Source organism: Anaerorhabdus sp., from assembly GCF_036637135.1.
Classification (GTDB): domain Bacteria; phylum Bacillota_I; class Bacilli_A; order Erysipelotrichales; family Erysipelotrichaceae; genus Anaerorhabdus.
In genome coordinates this window covers 1-7372 of sequence record NZ_JAVWNC010000080.1, presented here as the reverse complement: position 1 = coordinate 7372, position 7372 = coordinate 1, and the positions used below count along the sequence as shown (strand labels likewise).

10 protein-coding genes are annotated in these 7372 nt (G+C 31.4%); all 10 read right to left on the bottom strand.

What is annotated here, in order from left to right; translation table 11 throughout:
• Nucleotides 1-242 precede the first annotated feature (242 nt).
• Entirely contained in the window at nt 243-770 is a 528-nt protein-coding gene (locus tag RR643_RS10705) for a DUF3795 domain-containing protein (RefSeq protein ID WP_332483200.1), read from the bottom strand.
• Nucleotides 771-794: 24 nt separating this feature from the next.
• Nucleotides 795-1316: a methyltransferase family protein gene (locus RR643_RS10700; protein ID WP_332483199.1), complete on the bottom strand. Its 522-nt coding sequence runs from the start codon at nt 1314-1316 to the stop codon at nt 795-797.
• 27 nt (nt 1317-1343) lie between these two features.
• Complete coding sequence (locus RR643_RS10695; protein ID WP_332483198.1) at nt 1344-1916, bottom strand: DUF6434 domain-containing protein; 573 nt, start codon at nt 1914-1916, stop codon at nt 1344-1346.
• 109 nt (nt 1917-2025) lie between these two features.
• Nucleotides 2026-2454, bottom strand: coding sequence for a DUF3788 family protein (locus tag RR643_RS10690; protein WP_332483197.1), 429 nt, complete (start codon nt 2452-2454; stop codon nt 2026-2028).
• A gap of 2 nt (nt 2455-2456) precedes the next feature.
• Entirely contained in the window at nt 2457-3203 is a 747-nt protein-coding gene (locus tag RR643_RS10685; protein ID WP_332483196.1) for a GNAT family N-acetyltransferase, read from the bottom strand.
• Nucleotides 3204-3270: 67 nt separating this feature from the next.
• On the bottom strand, nt 3271-4056 hold the full coding sequence (locus tag RR643_RS10680) for a DUF2785 domain-containing protein (RefSeq protein ID WP_332483195.1): 786 nt from the start codon (nt 4054-4056) through the stop codon (nt 3271-3273).
• 65 nt (nt 4057-4121) lie between these two features.
• Nucleotides 4122-4820, bottom strand: coding sequence for a hypothetical protein (locus RR643_RS10675; RefSeq protein WP_332483194.1), 699 nt, complete (start codon nt 4818-4820; stop codon nt 4122-4124).
• A gap of 23 nt (nt 4821-4843) precedes the next feature.
• Entirely contained in the window at nt 4844-5587 is a 744-nt protein-coding gene (locus RR643_RS10670) for an AAA family ATPase (protein ID WP_332483193.1), read from the bottom strand.
• Between the two features lie 61 nt (nt 5588-5648).
• Nucleotides 5649-6650, bottom strand: a complete 1002-nt coding sequence (gene ruvB, locus RR643_RS10665; RefSeq protein WP_332483192.1) for a Holliday junction branch migration DNA helicase RuvB — start codon at nt 6648-6650, stop codon at nt 5649-5651.
• Between the two features lies 1 nt (nt 6651).
• Nucleotides 6652-7230: a Holliday junction branch migration protein RuvA gene (gene ruvA / locus RR643_RS10660; protein ID WP_332483191.1), complete on the bottom strand. Its 579-nt coding sequence runs from the start codon at nt 7228-7230 to the stop codon at nt 6652-6654.
• Nucleotides 7231-7372 lie beyond the last annotated feature (142 nt).

Below are 7372 nucleotides of genomic sequence, written 5' to 3'. Positions count from 1 at the left end.
ACTTTAAACGAGATATTGTTTATTCAAACCAATACAAAATTATTGATAAAACAAAATGAACTATATCCTAGTTATTATTTTTTCTACTACTCTCTTAGTCAATCAATATATAAATCTCTTTCCTAACTCATTGACTAAAAACACCCAAGCATTAGTTCTTCTGGCTGTTGCAATATCACTACTACTTGAACTAGTCATGAATAATAAAATAGAATCAAATTAAAATACCCTCACGGGTATTTTTACTTTTTCCTTAATTTTAATTCAATTTCTTGTTCTGATGACAGTTGTTTAAATGCATTGACAATAAAGTTAGTTCTTTCATTTGATTCAAGCTGCTCACTACTTTTAATTACGCTTCTAATATCATTTAGTTCTAGTAAATTTATAGCTAAGCAATAGAATGTTTTACGACATCCATCATTATAGTGTTCTAATAAAAATTCTAGTATCTCTCTTTTTTCAATTTGTTCCTGATTATACGTATCACTACCCATTGTTTTAATTTTTTCAAGATTACTTTTTTGATTTTGATGAGTGATAAACGAATCATACTTATCGATATCATGGTAATACGTACATGGATATTCATTACATTCTATACAATATTCAAAATTACTCTTCTTCATACTACAGCGAGCAATTGCACACAATTGATTACCACAACCTTGACCACAGCCAGGACAATACTTACCTAAATTCATAGAGCATAAGCTACAATTTAATCCACATAAAGATAAATATTGATTATTTCTAGTAAATTTATCCATAGTTATTCAATCAATCCTTTCTTATCAAATGTATCTTCGAACTTGTTTCATATAATCTGTATATTCTACTTTAAACTGTTCCATGCACCATCTTTCTTCTGAAAGAATAATCCAATGTGCTGCAATTTGAAATAGCATCACAACTAAAAATAACCAAATTGATTGTGTTAAGATACTACATCCAATAAAAATGATAAAGTAAGAAACATACATTGGATTCCTTGAATACCGATAAATTCCTCTTGTATTAATACCGGTAGTGGAAGGTAATGCAAAATCATGAATGGTTATCGCACATAAAACTAATCCTATAATATAAACAAAAGAACCCACAATAAATAATGGATTCAAAACAAAAATAACTTTCAAAAAAGCTAAGTAGATTACAATAGCTACATTGGAAAGTTGATAGACAATATATGCAATCGATTCATTCCCTTGCATATTTGGAAAATGTGCTGCACGACGCAATGCATTTTTATTTAATCGCGATAAATAACCAAACCGAATAATCAAGAATGGTATTAATAGAAAGAATCCATTCACAAATTATCACCTCTCTATTTCATACAATTATCTTAGCACAATACAGTCTGATTTCTCATATTTGTTATGACCCCGAAGACTTTTTTTATACTTCCAACATTGGATTGCATCTTTCAATGATTTATCCTGGTTATCCAAAAAGAAATCCCGTATGTATGTATTGTATTCAAACTGTGCATCAATTTGAATTCCTTTCTCTTTCTTTTCTTTTAGTAATCTTGGATAGATATCAATTGCATCTTGATAAGTCTTTCCGCTGTTCTCTTTTAACCATTTTTGAAAAAGAACATTGAAAGAGAAAGATTTACCCAGATATTGTTTAAAAAATGCACGATGTTTTTCAGAATATCGTATGTTAGGTTCAATGATTGTTGATAAAGTAAAAGGTTCAATGGAAACAGTAGATTTTATTACTTTCTTTACTTCTTGTCGTTCCCCATTATCTAAGAATATTTTGATTCGATTTATAATCTCCAATTTACTTCCACTTGCAGGCAATTGATTTGCTTTACAAAACAAAACTAATTCTTCTTTAAGATAATAATATTCAGAAAACACTTTGGTATCTAATGTGCATCTCAAATCTGGACGTTTATTCATGATGATTGCCTTTCATTACTTGATCATATTCATGAGGTAAAAATCGCAGCGTACTCTTCATAAAAATTGAATCGTACATAACATATCTTTGACTCACAGATAAATTGAATTAAACTTGTAGTTCGTGTTTGACTTTTATGCATAAAAGATTTTTTGCATCGTTATATTCTTTTTGATTTAAAACTCTTAAATGAATCCATCCTCCAGCATCACCGCAAGGATATTTATTTTGAATCAAATTCTGTGTTTTCTTAGAAACGAATGGTAACACTTGATTATATTGATTATCATCTAATCGCAACATCATCGTAAATGCATCCTTCTCTGCAAAAATATCACATACTAACTTATTTTTACTTGTGTATTTAAAACTCCAACCATATTGATTTCCATATGGAAAACGCATTATTTTTTGTAGCTGTAGTTCGTTAAGTAGAAATGAATCTAATTCAATAAAGTATTCTTTCATCAATCCACAATAAGCAATATACTCTTCATCACTTGGTTGATGATTTTTGTCTAATAGTCTTTCATACATAGTTATTTACCTAACAGTTTCCTTATTATCCCTTCATTCATGAGTAGTGTTGATACAAATTGTCCATCTTGAAACAAAGCCCAGTTTGTAAAAACGCAAGGCACTTTCTTTGCTTTATCTAGCGTATCTACAGGAATTAGTTTCAAAGGAATATGGTTTTCAGCACAATACTGTTTAACCTCATCAATACAATGAGGTATAAATGGACATTGAATGCCATAATAAATCGTTAACTCTTTTTCTTTAATTGTCATTGTTTTCGCATTTTTCATGAAGCTTGGTTTAGTCTTATCAAAACTTAGCGCAAGTAATTCATAATCTCCAGCAGTATCCACTACCTCAAATCCATAATGAAGCATGAATTTCTTATCAGATAAATAAGATATTTTCTTTTTGGAGCTGAGAATGCAAACACCTGATTTTTTTTGTTTCTTAGCATCTTCTACACAATACTCTAACAAAGCTTTTCCATGACCATGTCCTTTAAACGATCCCGCAACCCACAAGCAATAAATGTACATATAGTTATCACCACATACCGGAGCCCATGCGTTTTCTAACGGAGCATATTCAATGAAAACCTTGCCACGTTCATCAAGTTTACGAAATACATGACCTTCTTCGAATCTTGATTTTAACCATTTCTTTTTTGCATCTACTCCGTTTTGATGTTTTTTATCAGAAATAGCACAACAAATATGTTCTATTTCTAAATTGTCTTTTGTCAAATTAATATAACTATCACTCATATTTCTACCTCGTTCTACACCAATTATAACAAAATAACATGACACCTTGTGTCATGTTATAAATAAACTATGATTTAATAATTCTCTTGAAACTGAAATGTATACTTCGCAACAAATTCTTACCATTTACTCGTTTTACAAATGTTTCATAATTTGAGTTATCTTCCACAAGTATAAGTTTTTCAATCCAATGGTTTAATTCTTTAATACTGATTAATTCTCGTTTAATCATAGCGTTAAGCACAACAACAAATCGTTCATCTTCTTCGTGGCTAAATATTGTGTCTGGGTTCGTGAATACGCGTAAAGCAATAGCTAAAATGTGTATACAATCATCATGACTACAATTTTGATTCAACACAATTTCTTCAAGTGCATCACATGTATGGGCAATCGCATGAATCCATCCTACTTTCTTTTCATATCCACGATAATCCTTTTCAAACTCAAAGTAAGTCAAGACTTTATCTTTTACATGATTAAACTCTTCAATAGAAAGGCAGGTTTCATTGTTATTTCGATTGAGTATCAACGCAACTACAAGTATAGAAAATGAACGCGTTAATACACTGTTCTTATCTAAATTTAGATACAGGTGTCGATCATCCAATACAATCGCTAATATTTCTTTTAGTTGGTCTTGCTTAATAAATCGGTCATCTATTATTAACTTGGTAAATGTCTTATAAATAAGTTCATCTCTTAATTCTTTTTCTTGATCTCCAATATAAAACAACATATTAGAAATAGTCTCATTCATAACTTCGTTATGTTCAAGTGAAACTGTGTTTGTTAGTATTTGATTTAATCTTACTTTTAATTCTGGTCTTGATAATACAGTATATTTTTCCATAATAGTTCCTCATGAAATAAGTATATATCACAAGTCAAAAGAATGAAATAAATTCGATTTTTAGATTATTCGACTACGAGAACTTGGTCTAAAGTTTCCCAACATTCTTTTTTGTTATTATAAACTTCAATTTGTTGGTTTGATACTTCTTGAAGTGAATCAACATAATCCATTCGCACTTTTCTTAATCCACCTTGCCAACCAATAATTAAATAATGTCCACTCTTAATCTCTGTTTTCGTAAGGTACACAAGATATATCTCACCTACTTCTATTTCAATATCTCCCTCTTGATATTCTTTTACATAGCTATATTCATATCCATCAGGCTTTGGTGCACTGCGTTTTGAACCTTCTGATAGTCCATCATAATATGCTTGATAAGTAATGATGCCTCCACTACGAACATAACCAATTTCCTTTTCTTGTAAATCTCCTTTATATACATTAAGAATTTCTAATTTGCCATATGTATGTGGTTTACAAAAATTGCCTGATTCTTCATTTATACTATCTCCACCGTCAATAGAAATAACCCTTGCGATTGCAATATACTCTGAAGCACTATACATATCCCCTGCATCATTAGGGTCTATATTCATACTTGGTTCCATGCTACGAATCTCATAAATATCGTTTTTATCAATTTTTTCATAAGCATTAACGTATTCTATTTTTGTATTCTCGACTACTTCTACTGGCTTAGAACTACATCCACCAATTAAAATCAAACTACCTATTAATAATCCTCGTATTATTTTCAAAATATAATTTCTCCTTCTTCTTATTATTCATCTTCAAGTAAATATTTAAGCATTCGCTCTGGATGGTTTAAATATTCCTTCATTAACGTAACATGTTCACAATCATCATAACATACCTGTTCAATACCATCTGTTGTGATTTGGTAAATTATTGCACCTGGATAAGATAACAAAATTGGTGAGTGGGTTGCGATAATAAGTTGAGATTTTTGTTTTACTAAGCGATCAAACTCAACAAGTAACGTCATTTGTCTTGATGGTGAAAGAGCTGCTTCAGGTTCATCCAAAATATATAAACCTTGACCAAAAAAACGATTTTGTACTAATGCTAAAAAACTTTCTCCATGAGATTGATTATGTAATGATATATTCCCAAAACTAGTTGGTGCATTCGCTTTAAATTCATCCTCATATAATTCATCAACTTGTGATGCAACATTATAGAAACTTTCAGCACGCAAAAAGAATCCATCTTTCTCATAATCTTTCTTTGATATCGTTAAATATTGATATAAATTTGAAACTGTGTTTTTTGTCTCAAAATCAAAGTTTTTGGAACCACCCTCAGCATTGAATCCTGCTTTAACTGCAATTGCTTTAATAAGTGTGGATTTACCAGTTCCATTTTCTCCCACGAAGAAAATAACATCATGATCAAAACTTAGTTCTTTTAGTTTCAACAAATTTTTAACAATAGGCAAATCATTAATATATGAATGATCTTCAATTTCTTGGATTTGAATTTTTGATATATATCTTCTATTCATGCTGTCACCTCTTTAAGACTAGTAATTTGGAAATGATAAAAATGGAACCGCAAGTTCCATTCTAAAATAATTGATCATTATATGTAATTTGAAGATGTTCGTATGCCTTTGGAGTTGCAACTCTACCACGAGCTGTACGATTTATAAATCCAATTTGTATTAAATAAGGCTCATAGACATCTTCCAATGTAAGTGGTTCTTCTCCAATTGAACTTGCGAGTGCCTCTAAACCTACAGGGCCTCCTCTAAAACGTTCAATAACACCTCTTAAGTAATGGATATCTACTTCATCAAGTCCTAATGCATCAACTTTCAATTGATCAAGTGAAGACTTTGCGATATCAATGGATATTACTCCATTGTTCAATACTTGAGCAAAATCACGAACTCTTCTTAATAAACGATTTGCGATACGTGGTGTACCACGAGATCGTTTTGCGATTTCAAATACTGCCTCATCTACTATTTCTACATTAAGTACGCGTGCAGTTCGTTTTACAATGCTTCCAAGTTGCTCAATCGTGTAATAGTCCAACTTCGAAACAATACCAAAACGATCACGTAAAGGTGCTGTTAAATCACCTGCTCGTGTTGTCGCTCCAACTAATGTAAATGGTGGTAAATCTAAACGTATTGATCTTGTTGTTGCATCTTTCCCAACAACCACATCAATACAGAAATCTTCCATTGCTGGATATAAAACTTCTTCAACAACCTTCGGCAAACGATGAATCTCATCCACAAATAAAACATCACCTGCTTCAATTGTAGATAGAATCGCAGCTAAATCACCTGGTTTTTCAATACTAGGACCACTGCATGTTCTAACTTTTCCCTTCATCTCGTTACCAAGAATATAAGCAAGTGTTGTCTTACCAAGCCCAGGAGGCCCATACAACAGGACATGATCCAATGTTTCATTACGTCCCAAAGCAGCTTGTATAAACACACGTAAATTATTCTTTAATGAATCTTGACCTACATATTCTTCTAACCATTTCGGACGCAGTGTTTCTTCTTCATCTTCATTTTCTGCAAGTGCAGAGACAAGTCTTTCTTCCATTCTAACCTCCTACTTTCTTCTTCATTAAATGTTGAAGCCCAATTTTCAAGTATTCATCACTTGATAAACCTGGTCTCTCACTTAATATATTCGCAACAGATTGAACTTCTCCTTGTTTGTAACCTAAAGATTTTAATCCTTCTAAAGCATCTTGTATTTCACTCGATACTGGTTCATTCTTACCTGCACTAACAAGTTTACCCTTTAAATCTAGAATAATTTGACTTGCTGTTTTATTACCCACTCCTGGCATTCCCTTTAAGAAACTTACATCACCATTTTCAATCGATTGAACGATTTGTGTGTAAGGAAATTTACTACACATTGCCATTGCAGTTTTGGGACCAAGTCCTTTTACCGATATTAACTTAAGAAACAACTCTTGTTCTTCAAGCGACATAAAACCGTAAAGACTTAATTCATCTTCACGTACATGTTGATATGTAAATACTTGTACTTCCTGATTTAGTTTTACAGCTTCAGGATGTCCAAAATGTATACGATAACCAATGCCTTGATTATCGAGTATAATCCAATCAATTCCATATGCAAATACTTTTCCACGTATAAATGCTATCATTTTTATCACCATTCTTATTTTATCATAAATTACTCAAGAAAATTGTTTTGTTACAAAAATCATGAAAGAACCTTTATGAAGTTCCCGAATTCCTCTCTCGTAGAATTTGTGTCCAATAAACTCAGTACTCTTCTATGCTACG